The sequence below is a fragment of the Duganella kummerowiae genome (assembly GCF_053572355.1).
Window position 1 is genome coordinate 619497 of sequence record NZ_JBKFEH010000008.1, and the last position, 14549, is coordinate 634045.

Annotated in this window: 19 protein-coding genes and 1 pseudogene; all 20 read right to left on the bottom strand. The window is 65.2% G+C overall.

Going from position 1 to position 14549, the window contains the following annotated elements; genetic code table 11:
• Positions 1 to 15: 15 nt before the first annotated feature.
• Positions 16 to 771 carry a twin-arginine translocase subunit TatC gene (gene tatC, locus ACLB1G_RS10550; protein WP_491627147.1) on the bottom strand — a complete coding sequence of 252 codons (756 nt, stop codon included), beginning with the start codon at positions 769 to 771 and terminating at the stop codon, positions 16 to 18.
• The gene (gene tatB / locus ACLB1G_RS10555; RefSeq protein ID WP_491627148.1) at positions 772 to 1278 is read right to left on the bottom strand and encodes a Sec-independent protein translocase protein TatB; all 507 of its coding nucleotides are present in this window, start codon (positions 1276 to 1278) and stop codon (positions 772 to 774) included.
• Positions 1279 to 1319: 41 nt separating this feature from the next.
• Complete coding sequence (gene tatA, locus ACLB1G_RS10560; RefSeq protein ID WP_491627149.1) at positions 1320 to 1541, bottom strand: Sec-independent protein translocase subunit TatA; 222 nt, start codon at positions 1539 to 1541, stop codon at positions 1320 to 1322.
• Positions 1542 to 1673: 132 nt separating this feature from the next.
• A complete protein-coding gene (locus tag ACLB1G_RS10565) occupies positions 1674 to 2045 on the bottom strand; it encodes a histidine triad nucleotide-binding protein (protein WP_491627150.1) in 372 nt (123 codons plus the stop codon).
• 12 nt (positions 2046 to 2057) lie between these two features.
• Positions 2058 to 2432: a phosphoribosyl-ATP diphosphatase gene (locus ACLB1G_RS10570; protein ID WP_491627151.1), complete on the bottom strand. Its 375-nt coding sequence runs from the start codon at positions 2430 to 2432 to the stop codon at positions 2058 to 2060.
• A 4-nt stretch (positions 2433 to 2436) separates the two neighbouring features.
• Positions 2437 to 2895: a phosphoribosyl-AMP cyclohydrolase gene (gene hisI, locus ACLB1G_RS10575; protein WP_491627152.1), complete on the bottom strand. Its 459-nt coding sequence runs from the start codon at positions 2893 to 2895 to the stop codon at positions 2437 to 2439.
• Between the two features lie 17 nt (positions 2896 to 2912).
• Positions 2913 to 3674, bottom strand: a complete 762-nt coding sequence (hisF, locus tag ACLB1G_RS10580; protein ID WP_491627153.1) for an imidazole glycerol phosphate synthase subunit HisF — start codon at positions 3672 to 3674, stop codon at positions 2913 to 2915.
• A 42-nt stretch (positions 3675 to 3716) separates the two neighbouring features.
• The gene (hisA, locus tag ACLB1G_RS10585) at positions 3717 to 4508 is read right to left on the bottom strand and encodes a 1-(5-phosphoribosyl)-5-[(5-phosphoribosylamino)methylideneamino]imidazole-4-carboxamide isomerase (RefSeq protein ID WP_491627154.1); all 792 of its coding nucleotides are present in this window, start codon (positions 4506 to 4508) and stop codon (positions 3717 to 3719) included.
• A gap of 34 nt (positions 4509 to 4542) precedes the next feature.
• Positions 4543 to 5181, bottom strand: a complete 639-nt coding sequence (hisH, locus tag ACLB1G_RS10590; protein ID WP_491627155.1) for an imidazole glycerol phosphate synthase subunit HisH — start codon at positions 5179 to 5181, stop codon at positions 4543 to 4545.
• A gap of 11 nt (positions 5182 to 5192) precedes the next feature.
• Positions 5193 to 5783 (bottom strand): imidazoleglycerol-phosphate dehydratase HisB, encoded by a 591-nt coding sequence (gene hisB, locus ACLB1G_RS10595; protein WP_491627156.1) that lies wholly within the window; start codon positions 5781 to 5783, stop codon positions 5193 to 5195.
• A 22-nt stretch (positions 5784 to 5805) separates the two neighbouring features.
• Positions 5806 to 6903 carry a histidinol-phosphate transaminase gene (gene hisC / locus ACLB1G_RS10600; RefSeq protein WP_491627157.1) on the bottom strand — a complete coding sequence of 366 codons (1098 nt, stop codon included), beginning with the start codon at positions 6901 to 6903 and terminating at the stop codon, positions 5806 to 5808.
• Positions 6904 to 7216: 313 nt separating this feature from the next.
• Positions 7217 to 7981, bottom strand: a pseudogene (locus ACLB1G_RS10605) (DNA-methyltransferase); the annotation flags it as partial.
• A gap of 4 nt (positions 7982 to 7985) precedes the next feature.
• Positions 7986 to 9305, bottom strand: a complete 1320-nt coding sequence (hisD, locus tag ACLB1G_RS10610) for a histidinol dehydrogenase (protein WP_491627158.1) — start codon at positions 9303 to 9305, stop codon at positions 7986 to 7988.
• 11 nt (positions 9306 to 9316) lie between these two features.
• The gene (gene hisG, locus ACLB1G_RS10615) at positions 9317 to 9976 is read right to left on the bottom strand and encodes an ATP phosphoribosyltransferase (protein ID WP_491627159.1); all 660 of its coding nucleotides are present in this window, start codon (positions 9974 to 9976) and stop codon (positions 9317 to 9319) included.
• Between the two features lie 132 nt (positions 9977 to 10108).
• Positions 10109 to 11359 (bottom strand): UDP-N-acetylglucosamine 1-carboxyvinyltransferase, encoded by a 1251-nt coding sequence (gene murA, locus ACLB1G_RS10620; RefSeq protein ID WP_491627160.1) that lies wholly within the window; start codon positions 11357 to 11359, stop codon positions 10109 to 10111.
• 2 nt (positions 11360 to 11361) lie between these two features.
• A complete protein-coding gene (locus ACLB1G_RS10625) occupies positions 11362 to 11598 on the bottom strand; it encodes a BolA family protein (RefSeq protein ID WP_491627161.1) in 237 nt (78 codons plus the stop codon).
• 17 nt (positions 11599 to 11615) lie between these two features.
• Positions 11616 to 12383: an ABC transporter permease gene (locus ACLB1G_RS10630; protein ID WP_491627162.1), complete on the bottom strand. Its 768-nt coding sequence runs from the start codon at positions 12381 to 12383 to the stop codon at positions 11616 to 11618.
• Positions 12380 to 13294 carry an ABC transporter ATP-binding protein gene (locus tag ACLB1G_RS10635; RefSeq protein ID WP_491627163.1) on the bottom strand — a complete coding sequence of 305 codons (915 nt, stop codon included), beginning with the start codon at positions 13292 to 13294 and terminating at the stop codon, positions 12380 to 12382. The genes ACLB1G_RS10630 and ACLB1G_RS10635 overlap by 4 nt, the downstream gene beginning before the upstream one ends.
• A gap of 165 nt (positions 13295 to 13459) precedes the next feature.
• Positions 13460 to 13873, bottom strand: coding sequence for an STAS domain-containing protein (locus tag ACLB1G_RS10640; protein WP_491627164.1), 414 nt, complete (start codon positions 13871 to 13873; stop codon positions 13460 to 13462).
• A 22-nt stretch (positions 13874 to 13895) separates the two neighbouring features.
• Entirely contained in the window at positions 13896 to 14543 is a 648-nt protein-coding gene (locus tag ACLB1G_RS10645) for an MlaC/ttg2D family ABC transporter substrate-binding protein (protein WP_491627165.1), read from the bottom strand.
• Positions 14544 to 14549 lie beyond the last annotated feature (6 nt).

Here is a 14549-nt window from a genome sequence, read left to right on the forward strand (position 1 = left end):
GTGGCGGAAGGCCGCTCAGGATTGCTCTTCCGGAGCCTGGGTCGCCCGCACGAACATGGGAGCCACAAACAGGCCCAGCTCGTACAGCAAGCACATCGGGATAGCCAGCGAGAACATGCTGACCGCGTCCGGCGGCGTGACCACGGCGGCCACGGCAAACGCGCCCACGATGGCGTAGGGACGGATCTCCTTCAACTTGTCAACGCTCACCAGGCCCATGCGCACCAGGATCACCACCACCACCGGCACCTCGAAGGTGGCGCCAAAGGCCAGGCACATGGACATCACGAAGTCCAGGTAGTTCTCGATGTCGGGCGTGACGGCGATGGACTGCGGCGAGAATTCGGCAATGAAGTGGAACACGCGGCCGAACACGAAGAAGTAGCAGAACGCCACCCCCAGCATGAACAGCAGCGAGGACGAGATCACCAGCGGCGCGATCAAACGCTTCTCATGCGCGTACAGGCCGGGCGCGATGAAGGCCCACAGCTGGTACAGCACCCAGGGCAGGGCCAGCACCAGCGCCACCACCAGGGTCACCTTCATGGGCACCAGAAAGGGCGAAGTGACGCCGGTGGCGATCATCTTGGAGCCGGCCGGCAGCGAGGCCAGCATGGGTGCGGCGATGATGTCGTAGATCCTGGCCGGACCCGGATAAATCATCAGCCCCACGCACACGATCAGGATGCCGATGACGGCCTTGACCAGGCGGTCGCGCAGCTCGACCAGGTGCGAGATAAAGGTTTCCTCGCCGCTCGCAGGTGTAGTCATTTAATAAAACGATGTGTTGGAGGAGGAGCGCGGACGGAAGCGGGCCACGCGCGCGGCGCCGGAGGTCACGTGCGACTTGCCGCCATGCCGGTGCTTGTACCAGGCCGGAATGGCCGAGCTGCGCACCAGCTTCTTGCGGCGGAACTCACGCGCCTTGCGCTGCTGGTCCTCCGCCGTGGCGGTGGCGATGCGCGGCGCGTCCACGCTGCTGGGCGCGCCATGGCTGTCGTTCCACGCATTTTCCATTTCCGACACGTGGGAGGAAATGGATTGCTCGACATCCTGCTTGACGGCCTGGGCCGCGTCCTGCACTTCCTTGTGCAGGTTGCGCAGCTCTTCCATTTCGATTTCGCGCGTGACTTCGGTTTTCACCTGGTTCAGGTAACGCTGGGCGCGGCCGTACAGGGTGCCGGCCATGCGCGCCACCTTCGGCAGTTTTTCCGGACCGATGACGACCAGGGCGACGACGCCGATGATGGCTAGTTTGGTGAGACCGAGATCGATCATAAGGGTTCAGCCAGGAGCAGGCGGGCCGCGGCCCGCGGCGCTCACTGCTTGCTCTTTTCCTTGGCCTCGACGTCGATGGTGGATTTGTCGGCGACTTGCGACGGCGCGGCCGGCGACTTGTCTTCCTCGCCCTTGATGCCGTCCTTGAAGCCCTTCACGGCCTTGCCGATGTCCGACCCCACGTTACCCAGCTTCTTGGTGCCGAAGATCAGGATCACCACCACCAGCAAAATTGCCCAATGCAACCAGCTACCAGTACCCATTTCTATTCCCCTAAGCAGGCGCGCACGCCCAGAAAAAAACCATCAAAGCCTTGCAAACAGCAACAGTATAAGCGATGCGCCCCCTGTCATGGTGCTGTCATCTCCGCAAAGCAAGTATGCAGATATGCAAGTTCAGTGTTCGCCGCGCCAAGGATGGGCGCCGCCTATCACGTGCAAATGCAGATGGTACACCTCCTGCCCGCCATCCGGCCCACTGTTGATCTGGGTGCGGAAGCCGCCGGTCGGGGTACCGTCGGCATCATAGCTGACTGCGCAGCCGGCTTCCTCCGCCAGACGGGGGGCCAGCGCCAGCAATTTGCCCAGCAGCGGGGCCTCGTTGGCGCTGCAGTCGGACAGGGTGGAATAGTGTTTCTTGGGGATGATCAGCAAGTGCACGGGCGCGGCCGGACGGATGTCCTTGAAGGCCAGCAAGTCCTCGTCTTCGTAGACGGTGGTGGAAGGGATTTGCTTGGCGGCGATCTTGCAAAACAGGCAGTTGTCCACGGGGGCTCCGGTTTAGTCGTGTTTCTGGGCTTCGGCGGCGTCGCGCAGCTCGTCCTTGCGGGCCGCTTTCTCTTCCAGCCCGGACATGCCCTCGCGCCGCGCCAGCTCGTCCAGCACCTGCTGCGGGGTCAGGCCGAACTGGGCCAGCATCACCAGCGTATGGAACCACAGATCGGCGCACTCGTACAGCACCTTGCTGCTGTCGCCGGCCACGCGGGCGTCCTTGGCCGCCATCACGGTCTCGGTGGCTTCCTCGCCGACTTTTTTCAGGATGGCGTCGTCGCCCTTGGCAAACAGGCGCGCCACGTAGGAGGCGGCCGGGTCGCCGCCGTTGGCGGGCTTGCGCGATTCAATCAGTTCCGCCAGGCGGTCCAGTACAGTCGTCATGTGCTTACTTCTTGGGTGGGGTGGAGGGCGGCGGCTCGGCCGCGCCATTGTCGGCATAGATGGTGGTGGGGTCTTTCAGGACTGGATCGACGGCATGCCAGTCGCCGTCGGCGGCGCCGCCCTCGAACTTCTGGAAGAAGCAGGAGTGGCGCCCGGTGTGGCAGGCGATGCCGCCGGCCTGCTCGACCTTGAGCAGGACCACGTCCTCGTCGCAGTCGAGGCGGATTTCCAGCACCTTCTGGGTGTGGCCCGATTCCTCGCCCTTGTGCCACAGCTTCTTGCGCGAACGGCTCCAGTACACGGCCTCGCCCAGCTCGACCGTCTTGGCCAGGGCGTCGCGGTTCATCCAGGCGAACATCAGGATATCGTTGCTGCCGGCTTCCTGGGCGATCACCGGCACCAGGCCGTGCTCGTCCCACTGGATCTTCTTCAGCCATTTGGCCTTGCTTGCCGCAGTTTGCATAGTGTGTTCCTGCTGGGTTAGGACAGGCGCATGGGAATGCCCTGGCGCGCCATGAATTGCTTGGCCTCCTGCACCGTGTGCTGGCCGTAGTGGAAGATGCTGGCCGCCAGCACGGCGTCCGCCTTGCCCTGCTGTATGCCGTCGGCCAGGTCCTGCAGGCCGCCCACGCCGCCGGAAGCGATCACCGGGATGCTGACTGCATCCGACACGCCACGGGTCAGGCCCAGGTCGAAGCCGGACTTGGTGCCATCCTTGTCCATGCTGGTCAGCAGGATCTCGCCGGCGCCCAGCTGCTCCATTTTTTTCGCCCACGCTATGGCGTCGAGGCCGGTGGCCTTGCGGCCGCCGTGGGTGAATACTTCCCAGCGCCCGGGCGCGGTCTGCTTGGCGTCGATGGCCACCACGATGCACTGCGAACCGTGCTTCTGCGAGGCCTCGTACACCAGCTGCGGGTTGGACACGGCCGAGGAATTCATGCTGACCTTGTCGGCGCCGGCGTTCAGCAGGCGCCGCACGTCGGCCACCTCGCGCACGCCGCCGCCCACGGTCAGGGGGATGAACACCTGCGAGGCCACGGCTTCGATGATGTGCAGGATCAGGCCGCGGTTGTCGCTGGTGGCGGTGATGTCGAGGAAGGTCAGCTCGTCGGCGCCCTGCTCGTCGTAGCGGCGCGCGATCTCGACCGGATCGCCGGCGTCGCGCAGTTCAGTGAAATTGACGCCCTTGACGACGCGCCCGTCGGTCACGTCCAGGCAGGGGATGATACGTTTTGCAAGCATGGTGGATTCCATGGGCCCGCGCGGGGCCCGTTTTAAAAGGCCTTATTCGGCCTCGTCTTCGTCGATCAGGTCGCCGCTGAGCTCGTCCGCGCGCAGCTGGGCCGAGGCCAGGTCCAGCGTGCCCTCGTAGATGGAACGGCCGCAGATCACGCCTTCTATGCCCTCGTCCTGCACCGCGCACAGGGCTTCCACGTCGGCAATGTTGTGCAGGCCGCCCGAGGCGATCACGGGGATCTTGACGGCCTGCGCCAGCTTGACCGTGGCTTCGATGTTGACGCCGCCCATCATGCCGTCGCGGCCGATGTCGGTGTAGATGATGGATTCCACGCCGTAGGCTTCGAACTTCTGCGCCAGGTCGATCACCTCGTGGCCGGACATCTTGCTCCAGCCATCGGTGGCCACCTTGCCATCCTTGGCGTCCAGGCCGACGATGATGTGGCCGGGGAAGGCGCCGCAGGCGTCGTGCAGGAAGCCCGGCTCCTTGACGGCGGCGGTGCCGATGATGACGTAGCTGATGCCGGCGTCCAGGTAGCGTTCTATGGTGTCCAGGTCGCGGATGCCGCCGCCCAGCTGCACGGGGATTTCATCGAGGTCGTTGTCCTCGGCATAGTCCTGCACCACCTGCAGGATGGACTTGATGGCGGCCTCGTTCTTGGGCTTGCCGGCGAAGGCGCCATTCAGGTCCACCAGGTGCAGCCGGCGCGCGCCCTGCTTGAGCCAATGGAGCGCCATCTCGGCCGGATCTTCGGAAAATACGGTGGCGAGTTCCATATCGCCTTGTTTCAAGCGAACGCAGTGACCGTCTTTGAGGTCGATGGCAGGAATGAGCAGCATGATCTAGGTAATCGGTTAGGAGTGGAGTGGTGGTTCAGGGTTGCCAATGCACGAAATTCTTATACAACTGCAAGCCGGTGGCGGCGCTTTTTTCCGGGTGGAACTGCGTCGCGAATATATTGTCGCGCGCCACCGCGCAGGCGAAGGGCTGGCCGTACACGGTCTGGCCGACGGTATGGGCGGCGTCGGCCGGCTGCGCAAAGTAACTATGCACGAAATAGAAATAACTGTCGTCCGGTATGCCTGCCCACAAGGGATGGGACGCGCTTTGGCGCACTTGGTTCCAGCCCATTTGCGGCACCTTGAAGCGCGAGCCGTCCTCCTGCAGCTGGCCGTCCAGCTGGAAGCGCACCACCTTGCCGGGCAACAGGCCCAGGCCGGCGGCATTGCCTTCCTCGCTGACATCGAACAGCATTTGCTCGCCCACGCACACGCCCATCATGGGCTTGCTGCGCGACGCTTCCAGCAGGGCTTCCTGGACCCCGGACTCGCGCAGGCTGCGCATGCAGTCCGGCATGGCGCCCTGGCCGGGCAGGACGATGCGGTCGGCGCGGGCAATATCGGCCGCCTCGCCGGAAATGAGCACCTCGGCCTCGGGCGCGACGGCGCGCAGGGCTTGCGCGACCGAGCGCAGGTTGCCCATGCCGTAATCAACTACTACGATTTTTTTCATGATATGGAGGCTTACAGGCTGCCCTTGGTCGAGGGGATGGTGCCGGCCGCGCGCTCGTCGCGCTCGGCGGCCATGCGCAGGGCGCGGCCGAAGGCCTTGAACACGGTTTCGCACTGGTGGTGGGCGTTGGTGCCGCGCAGGTTGTCGATGTGCAGGGTCACCAGGGCGTGGTTGACGAAGCCGCGGAAGAATTCCAGGGTCAGGTCGACGTCGAAAGTGCCTATCATGGCGCGCGTGAACGGGATGTGGTACTCGATGCCGGGCCGGCCGGAGAAGTCCAGCACCACGCGCGACAGGGCCTCGTCCAGCGGCACGTAGGCGTGGCCGTAGCGCTTGATGCCTTTCCTGTCGCCGATGGCCTTGGCCACCGCCATGCCCAGGGTGATGCCCACATCCTCCACCGTGTGGTGGTTGTCGATGTGGATGTCGCCGGTGGCCTCGATGTCGAGGTCGATCAAGCCGTGGCGGGCGATCTGGTCCAGCATGTGATCGAGGAAGGGCACGCCGGTGTTCAGCTTTTGCTGGCCGGTGCCGTCCAGGTTGATCGCGACGCGGATTTGCGTCTCGTTGGTGTTGCGCGTGATTTCTGCGGTGCGGTTCATGAAAAGGGCTCTTGCTATGGTCTTAAGCTGCTGCCACCGATGCGGCCAGCGCATCGAGGAAGGCGGAATTCTCTTCCGGGGTGCTGACTGTGATGCGCAGACAATTGGCCAGCACAGTATGCATTTTACTCACATTTTTAATTAACACCTTGTGTGAGAGGAGTTTCGCATAGGTATCATCAGCATCGGCGACCCGGATCAGGATGAAATTGGCGGCCGAGGGGAACACTGCCACCCCGTGGATTTTGCCCAGCGCATCGGCCAGGATGGCGCGTGCGCCGCGCAGCGCCTCGGCCTGGCGGTCCAGCACGTCCAGGTGGTCGAGCGCGAATTCGGCCGCCGCCTGGGTCAGCACGTTGATGTTGTAAGGAGGCCGCACTTTGTCGAATTCAGCCAGCAAGGCCGGGGCCGCCGACATGTAGCCGAGGCGAATTCCGGCCAGGCCCAGCTTGGACACGGTGCGCATCACCACCAGGTTGGGAAACTCCGGCAGGCGGCCCATGAAGCTGTGCTGGGCAAACGGCTCATAGGCTTCGTCCACCACGCAGATGCCGGTCTGGCCCAGGGCGGCGATGATGGCCTCGACGTCGGCAGCCTCGAACAAATTGCCGGTGGGGTTGTTTGGATACGACAGATACACCAGCGTGGGCCGGTGTTCGGCAATGGCGGCCAGCATGGCCTCGCGGTCCAGGGTCAGGTCGGCGCGCAGCGGCACGCCCACGTAATCCATGCCGGCAAACTGGGCCGAGCGCTGGTACATGACGAAGGACGGGGTGGGCGCCAGCACCGTGGCGCGCCGCTCCTGCAGGGCGCAGGCCATGTCCAGGATGGAGATCAGCTCGTCCGAGCCATTGCCCAGGATGACGTCGTAGCCCGGCGGTACGCCCAGCCGTTCGCGGATGCGCTGCTTGAGCGGGCCGTAGCCAGCCGCCGGATAGCGGTTCAGGGCCACGGCCGCCAGGCGCCGGCCCAGCTCCTCCAGCAGGTGGTCCGGCAGCGGATAGGGGTTTTCCATCGCGTCCAGCTTGATGTAGCCGCCGGCGTCCGGCACCTGGTAGCCATGGATGGCGCGCACGTCGGACCGGATGGTGTTGGCGATGAGGGTGGCGAGGGCGGACATCTGGCTGGCTCCTGGGATGCTATGCGGTGGCGGCGGCCGGTTTTCGGGATGCCGTTTTCTTGGCGGCAGCGGGCTTGACGGCCGGTTTCTTGCCAGCCTGCTTGCTGGCGGCCTGCTTGACGTCGGCCTGCTTGGCTGGCTTGGCGGCTTGCTTGACTGCCGGCTGGCTGGTCGGCTTGCCGGGGCTGCCTGGCAGGTAGTCTGGCACATCGCCAGCGGCCACGGGGGGCGCTTCGGCCGCATCGCGCGCCGGCTTGCGGCGCGGCGCCGCTTTTTTCGCGGCCGGCGCCTGCCCCGCCCCGGCGGCCAGGCCGGCGGTCAGGCGCTGCTCGATGATGGCGCAGTAATCGGGATTGAGCTCGAAGCCGACGAAATGGCGGCCGCTGCGGCGCGCCGCGATGGCGGTGGTGCCGCTGCCCATGAACAGGTCCAGCACCACGCCGCCCGGCGGGCAGGAGGCTTTCACCATGCGTTCGATGATTTCCAGCGGCTTCTGGGTCGGGTGGTCGGCGCGCTCCGGGTGCTCGCGGTGCAGGCGCGACACGCTCCACAAATCCTTGGGGTTGTAGCCCACTTCCAGCCACTTGGCGCCGATGAAGATGGAGCGCGAACGGGCCTTCTTGGTCTCGGCGTCGTAGGGGATGCGCACCGCGTCCAGGTCGAAATAATAATCCTTGCGGCGCACGAAAAAGCCTATGGTGTCGTGCACCGAGGAAAAGCTGCGCACGCTGCCGCCCATGGACGGCACCCGGCGGTCCCAGATGATCTCGTTCATCATGGTCATGCGCTGTTTCAGCATGACGAAGATCTCGGGCGAATAGCGCCAGGTCAGGAAGATGTACAGGCTGCCGTTGGGCTTGAGCTTGGGCAGGGCGGCATCCACCCATTGCTCGGTCCAGCGCAGGTAGTCGTCCACGCTTTGCTGGTCCGAGCCGTTGCCGTAATCCTTGCCCAGGTTGTAGGGCGGATCGGTCAGGATCAGGTCGATGGAGCCATCCGGGATGCGCGCCAGTCCGGCCAGCGCATCCTCGCAATAGACCTGGTCCAGCCAGGCGGGCCGCTCCTCGCGCTGTTCCACAGTCTCAGGCCTTCAGGCGCAGTTCGGCGCTGCGGGCGTGCGCCTGCAGGCCTTCGCCGTAGGCCAGTTCGGCCGCCACCTTGCCCAGGGTCTGGGCCCCGGCCTCGCTGACCTGGATCACGGAGGAGCGCTTCTGGAAGTCGTACACGCCCAGCGGCGACGAGAAGCGCGCCGTGCGCGAAGTCGGCAGCACGTGGTTGGGACCGCAGCAATAGTCGCCCAGCGACTCGGACGAGAAACGGCCCAGGAACATGGCGCCCGCGTGGCGGATGCGCTCGGCCCAGTGCTGCGGGTTCTCGGCCGAGATCTCCAGGTGCTCGGCGGCAATGCTGTTGGCGATGGCGCAAGCTTCTTCCATGTGGCGCACCAGCACCAGCGCGCCGCGGTCGGCCAGCGAGGTGCGTATCACGTCCTGGCGCGGCATGGTGGGCAGCAGTTTTTCTATGCTGGCTTCGACCCTGGCGATGTAGTCCGCGTCCGGGCACAGCAGGATGGCCTGGGCCAGCTCGTCGTGCTCGGCCTGCGAGAACAGGTCCATGGCGACCCAGTCCGGATCGGTGGTCCCGTCGCACAGCACCAGGATTTCGGACGGGCCGGCAATCATGTCGATGCCGACGACGCCGAACACGCGGCGCTTGGCGGCGGCCACGAAGGCGTTGCCGGGGCCGACGATCTTGTCCACCGGCTCTATGCTCTCGGTGCCATAGGCCAGCGCGGCCACGGCCTGGGCTCCGCCTATGGTGATCACGCGCGTCACGCCGGCAATGGCGGCGGCGGCCAGCACCATCTGGTTCTTCACCCCATCCGGGGTCGGCACCACCATGGTGATGTGCTGCACCCCGGCCACGTGGGCCGGAATCGCGTTCATCAGCACCGAGGATGGGTAGGCGGCCTTGCCGCCCGGGACATAGATGCCCACGCGGTCCAGCGGCGTGACCTTCTGGCCCAGGATGGTGCCGTCGTTCTCGGTGTAGGTGAAGCCGTTCAGCTCTTGCTTCTGGCGCTCGTGGAACACGCGGATGCGCTGCGCCGCCGTTTCCAGCGCCGTCCTTTGCGCCGCCGGAATCGCCGCCAGCGCGGCCTGCAATTCCTCCTGGGCTATGTCAAAGGCGGCCATGCTGGCGGCGCCGCCGTTGGGGATGCGGTCAAAACGGTTGGTGTATTCCAGCACGGCGGCGTCGCCGCGTTTTTTTACGTCGGCCAGGATGGAGGTGACGGCGCTTTCGATGGCGTCGTCGGTGCTGGCCTCGAAGGCCAGCAGACTGTCCAGGGCTTGCTGGAAGTCGGGCTGGCGGGTATCGAGCTTGGTGATCCGGATGGTCATGATGGCGGCTATTACTGGCTATTGCTCTGTTTGCGGGAGGCGCGTTCGAAGGCGGCGATGATGGGCTGCAGGCGCTCGCGCTTGAGCTTGAGCGCGGCCTGGTTGACGATCAGGCGCGAGGAGATGTCCATGATGGCTTCCACTTCCACCAGGTTGTTGGCGCGCAGGGTGCCGCCGGTGCTGACCACGTCGACGATGGCGTCCGACAGGCCCACCAGCGGCGCCAGCTCCATCGAGCCGTACAGCTTGATCAGGTCCACGTGCACGCCCTTGGCGGCGAAGTGCTCGCGCGCGGTCTGCACGAACTTGGTGGCCACGCGCAGGCGCGCGCCCTGGCGCACGGCGGTCTCGTAATCGAAGCCGGCCTTCACCGCCACCGACATGCGGCATTCGGCGATGTGCAGGTCGACCGGCTGGTACAGGCCCTCGCCGCCGTGCTCCAGCAGCACGTCCTTGCCGGCCACGCCGAAGTCGGCGGCGCCATGCTGGACGTAGGTCGGCACGTCGGTGGCGCGCACGATCAGCACGCGCACATCGGGGTCGTTCGTGTCCAGGATCAGCTTGCGCGAGGTTTCCGGGTTCTCCGACACGGTGATGCCGGCCGCTTCCAGCAGCGGCAGGGTGTCGTCGAAGATGCGGCCCTTGGACAGCGCCAGGATCAGTTGCGTCATGTGAGTTCCAATTTACTGTTATCGCCAGCTCGGTCATTCCCGCGCACGCGGGAATCTATGCTGAGTGTGCCCTCACGCTCAGTATAGGCACCGCATGCGCGGCGGTCCGCCGCTGCGGTGCGACCGCGGCGCTTATTTAATCCGCTTGATGTCGGCGCCCACGGCCGACAGTTTCACTTCCATCTGGTCGTAGCCGCGGTCCAGGTGGTAGATGCGGTCGATCAGGGTCTCGCCGCGCGCGGCCAGGGCGGCGATCACCAGCGAGGCCGAGGCGCGCAGGTCGGTGGCCATCACGGGCGCGCCCACCAGCTGCTCGACGCCCTTGATGAAGGCGGTGTTGCCGTCGGTTTCAATGGCGGCGCCCAGGCGGTTCATCTCCTGCACGTGCATGAAGCGGTTCTCGAAGATGGTCTCGGTGACGCGGCTGGCGCCGTCGGCGATGGTGTTCACCGCCATGAACTGGGCCTGCATGTCGGTCGGGAAGCCCGGGTATTCGGTGGTGCGGAAGCTCACCGGCTTGGGACGCTGGTCCATCCGGGCGCGTATCCAGTCCTCACCCACGGTCAGCTGGACGCCGATCTCGCGCAGCTTGTCCAGCGCGGCGTCCATGATGTCTACCCGGGTATTGCGGATGGTGATGTCGCCACCGGCGGCGGCCACCGCGCACAGGAAGGTGGCGGCTTCGATGCGGTCCGAGATCACGGCGTGGCTGGCGCCATGCAGTTCCGGCACGCCCTGGATCACCAGGCGGCTGCTGCCTATGCCTTCGATCCTGGCGCCCATGGCCACCAGCAGGTGGGCCAGGTCGGTCACTTCCGGTTCGCTGGCGGCGTTTTCCAGGATGGTCTCGCCCTCGGCCAGGGTGGCGGCCATCAGCAGGTTCTCGGTGCCGGTCACGGTGATCATGTCGGTCACGATGCGCGCGCCTTTCAGCTTCGCGCACTTGGCGTGGATGTAGCCGGCCTCGATGGTGATCTCGGCGCCCATGGCCTGCAGGCCCTTGATGTGCTGGTCCACCGGGCGCGAACCGATGGCGCAGCCGCCCGGCAGCGACACCTTGGCCTGGCCGAAGCGCGCCAGCAGGGGACCCAGCACCAGGATGGAGGCGCGCATGGTCTTCACCAGCTCATACGGCGCCTCCAGGGTGGTGATGTCGGAACCGTTGAGCGTGACGCGGTCGCCGTCCTGCTGCACCTTGAGGCCGGTCTTGCCCAGCAATTTCAGCATGGTGGCCACGTCGTGCAGGTGCGGCACGTTGGACAGCTGCACGTCGCCGGCCGTCAGCAGGCCGGCGCACAGGATGGGCAGGGCCGCGTTCTTGGCGCCCGAGATGGCGATGTCGCCCTGCAGGCGGCGGCCGCCCTGGATGAGGAGCTTGTCCATGCTTATCCTTGGTATTCTTCGGGGGTCAGGGTTTTCATCGACAGCGCGTGGATTTCCTCGCGCATGCGGTCGCCCAGGGCCGCGTACACCAGCTGGTGGCGCTGGATGGGACGCTTGCCGGCAAAGGCCGGCGACACGATGACGGCGCTGAAGTGCTGGCCGTCGCCCTCCACTTCGAGGTGGGTGCATTCCAGGCCGGCCGAGATATAGCCGTGTATCAGTTCGGGGGTAGTGGTCACGATGGAGTCCTTACAAATTAATGGCGCAGGCGGTAGCCGCTGCGCAGCAGGCGGATGGCGAGCAGCGCCAGCACCACCAGGAAGGCCGACACGATCAGCAGGCTGGTCCACGGGTTCACATCGGACTGGCCGAAGAAGCCGTGGCGGAAGCCGTCTATCATGTAGAAGAAGGGGTTCAGGTGCGACACCGTGAGCCAGAACGGCGGCAGCGAATGGATGGAATAGAACACGCCGGAGAGGAAGGTCAGCGGCATGATCAGGAAGTTCTGGAACGCGGCCAGCTGGTCGAATTTTTCGGCCCAGATGCCGGCGATCAGGCCCATGGTGCCGAGGATGGCGGCGCCCAGCAGGGCGAACACCAGTATCCACAGCGGCAGGGCAAAGCTCAGGTGGGCGAACCAGGCCGTGATCACGAACACGCCCAAACCAACCACGATGCCGCGCACCATGGCCGCCAGCACGTAGGCGGAAAAGATTTCCCAGTGCGACAGGGGCGTGAGCAGCACGAACACCAGGTTGCCGGTGATCTTGGACTGTATCAGCGAGGACGAGGAATTGGCGAAGGCATTCTGCAGCACGCTCATCATCACCAGGCCGGGGATCAGGAAGGCGGTGTAGCTCACGCCCGGATACACCTGCACCCTGCCCTCCAGCACGTGGCCGAAGATCAGCAGGTACAGCATGGCGGTCAGCACCGGCGCGGCCACGGTCTGGGTGGCCACTTTCCAGAAGCGCAGGGTCTCCTTGTAGACCAGGGTGCGGAAACCGGTCGAGATGAAGTTCATACGGTCCCCTTGTCCATGATCTGGATGAAGATATCCTCCAGATCCGCTTGTTGCAATTGCATTTCGTCGAACACGGCGCCGGCCGCGCGCAAGCGCGCCAATATGCCTTCCACTTCCGCATAGTCGTTGATGCGCAGGCTGTATTTCCTGCCGTGCTCCGAGGTTTCGGGATGGGTGACCAGATGCTGCAAATCCGCCGGCAGCTCGCCCTGGGTCATGTTGACGATCAGCTGCGAGCCGGAGATGCGCCGTATCAGGGCCGCCATGGTGTCCAGCGCCACCACCTGGCCAGCCTTGAGCATGGCCACGCGCTTGCACATGGCCTGGGCTTCTTCCAGGTAGTGGGTGGTCAGCACCACGGTGTGGCCTTCGCGGTTCAGGCGCGAGATGAACTTCCACAGGGTCTGGCGCAGTTCCACGTCCACCCCGGCCGTGGGTTCATCGAGCACGATCACGGGCGGCTTGTGCACCAGGGCCTGGGCCACCAGCACGCGCCGCTTCATGCCGCCGGACAGGGCGCGCATATTGGTGTCGGCCTTGTTGGTCAGGTCGAGGTTGTGCATCACCTCGTCGATCCAGGCGTCGTTGTTGGACAGGCCGAAATAGCCCGATTGCAGGCGCAGGGTCTCGCGCACGGTGAAGAAGGGGTCGAACACCAGTTCCTGCGGCACCACGCCCAGCTTCTTGCGGGCGGCGCGGAAGTCGCTGACCACGTCGTGGCCATGGATGGAAATGCTGCCGGCGTCCGGCCGTATCAGGCCGGCGATGCAGGAAATCAGGGTGGTCTTGCCGGCGCCGTTGGGGCCCAGCAGGCCGAAAAACTCGCCTTCCTCGATGGAGAGCGACACGCCGCCCAGCGCCTGGAGCGACTTGTAGCGCTTTTGGACGTTGCTGATGTGGATTGCTGTCATGCTTGACTTATCGGTTGCGCGGCGGCCGGTGCCACCGCTGGGTGCTGCGTTGTGGGCTGATGCGCTGGCCGCGGCGCTGTGGCGGCGGCAACGTTCAATTATATTGGATTTTGGTCCGGGACTGCCGGACCGGGCCTTACTGCGGACGGGGAGCGGGGGCGGGGGTCAATGATGGTGGGAATGGCCGGCAGCGGCGGCGCTGTCCAGGCTGGCCTTGGCGGCCTTGCCGGGGTCGGCCACCGGGGCGAACTCGGCGTGCGCCGGGTTGGCCGCCAGCGAGGGCGTGGGGTCCAACTGCACCGAGGCCGGGAACACCAGCGAGCACACGCCATACAGCTTGGTCAGGCTTTGCAGGGCCGGCGGCAGGTTTTTCAGCTCCAGCTGGAAACCGGCTTCCTGGGCCGCGCGCTGCCACGACAGCATGACCGACACCGCCACCGAATCCACCGTCAGCACATGGCGCAGGTCGAACTCGCGCTGGCCGGCGCGGATGGCGGCCAGGCCGCGCTCCAGCGCCGCGGTGGCGTTGAGCACGGTCAGTGAGGTCAGGGACTGCATGTTGTCGGCGGCGTCGGACATGGCGGTGTTGTTTTCTTGATGGTTACTTGGAGACCGGAGGCGCTTTCAGCGGCTTGCTGGCCAGCTTCTTGTTCTTCTCGGTCAGGGCCTTGATCAAGCCATCGACGCCGCCCTTGCTGATTTCGGAGGCGAAGGTGCCCTTGTAGGTTTCCACCAGCCAGGCGCCCAGCACGTTGATGTCATAGATCTTCCAGCCGGCCGGGGTCTTTTCCACGCGGTAGTTCAGCGGGATCGGGTCGCCGCGGCTCATGTTGACCTGGGAACGCACTTCCACCTCGGTGTCGCCGGGGTCGGCGCGCAGCGGCTTGAATTCCACGGTCTCGTTCTTGATCTGCGACAGGGCGCCCGAGTAGGTGAAGATCAGCAGGGTGCGGAATTGCTCGGACAGGGCTTTCTGCTGCTCCGGGGTGGCGTCGCGCCAGAAGCGGCCGGCCGCCAGCGAGGTCATGCGCTGGAAGTCCACATAGGGCAGGATCTTGCTTTCCACCAGGTCCATGACCTTTTTCGTGTCGCCGGCCTGGATCGCCTTGTCGTTCTTGGCGGTGTCGATCACTTCCTGGCTGATGCGCTTGACCAGGGCGTCCGGCGCCTCGCTGGCCGGCGCGGCGGCGTAGGCGTTGAAAGCCAGGGACACGGTGGCCAGGGCCAGCAGTTTCTTCATCAGAGTCATAGTTAT